The sequence below is a fragment of the Vibrio sp. 378 genome, assembly GCF_033339435.1.
In genome coordinates, this window is sequence record NZ_JAWOUO010000107.1 from 1 (window position 1) to 1,210 (window position 1,210).

The 1,210-nt window shown below is 49.5% G+C and carries 1 protein-coding gene; it reads right to left on the reverse strand.

Annotation, left to right across the window (positions count from 1 at the left end; genetic code table 11):
• Window positions 1-1,210, reverse strand: a 1,210-nt coding sequence (locus tag R7Q48_RS24430) for an ATP-binding protein (protein ID WP_318132683.1), incomplete at both ends; no start/stop codon positions are given.

Consider the following 1,210-nt stretch of genomic DNA (forward strand, 5'->3'; position numbering starts at 1 on the left):
AAGCGCGATGTCAAAATCTTGTTTATCAATGATTCGTTCAGCTTGTAGACCATCTTCCGCCATCACAACTTGATGCCCCATGCTCTGAAGGAAACCTTCCGCCACTACGCGGTTTACTTCATTGTCTTCGACCAACAGCACTTTCGCTTTCACCTTGCAGCGAGCGCTCGCCACGACACCGATTTCAACAGGTTCGCTTTCTTCAAGTGGGATGGAGAACCAGAAACGGCTGCCTGCGCCCTCTTCTGAGTCCACTTCGAGCACGCCGCCCATGGCTTCTATGATGCGTTTGCGGATCGCCAAACCAAGCCCTGTACCACCGATTTGGTTCAGACCACCTTCTGCTTGCGTGAAAGCATCAAACAGAGTTTTCTGATCTTTTTTCGAAATGCCGATACCTGTATCTGAGACTTCAAATAGCACTTGCGATTCGTCTTCTGGATTCAGGCTGACGTAAATATCAATTTCACCGTCTTCAGTGAATTTGATCGCGTTACCCACTAGATTGTTCAGCACTTGGCTAATGCGCGTTACATCCCCTTTCCAGTATCGGCTGACGTCACTTTCAATGTGGTAAGAGAACAGCAGTTGCTTCTCTTGCGCTCGGCTGTTCATCAGTTGGAACGTGTCTTCAACCATTTGATGTAGGTCGAAGCCCAATCGGCGAATCTCAAGATGGCCTGCTTCAATTTTCGAGTAATCCAGAACGTCATTTAAGATGGCAAGCAAGGTTTTACCACTGCGGTTGATGATCTCCGCGTAACGCTTTTGAATTGGATTTAAACCAGAATCCATTAACAAACGAGCGGTACCGAGCACGCCGTTCATTGGCGTTCGAATTTCATGGCTCATTGTCGCTAAGAAGGCCGATTTCGCGCGGCTCGCCTGCTCGGCTTCATTACGCGCCTGAGCGTGGTTCACGACCTCTTCATTCAAGCGCAGGTTTGCTTGTCTCAACTGCGAAGTGCGCTGCTCAATCAATTCTTCAAGGTGTTCTTTGTGCTCTTCCAGCTCTCGTTTGGCTTTTGCCTCCCCTTCTGCCACCACTTTGAGCGCTTGGGCGGTATTGCGAGCGGTGATGATTGCTTGCCCCATGTGCGCGAGTTCGTCTTTGCCTTTAACTTCTAGTTCAACAGCCAAGTTACCTTGGGCAACAGAAAGTAGCGCAGCAGAGTATTCCGCCAAACGTTTCACTACCGACACGTACACC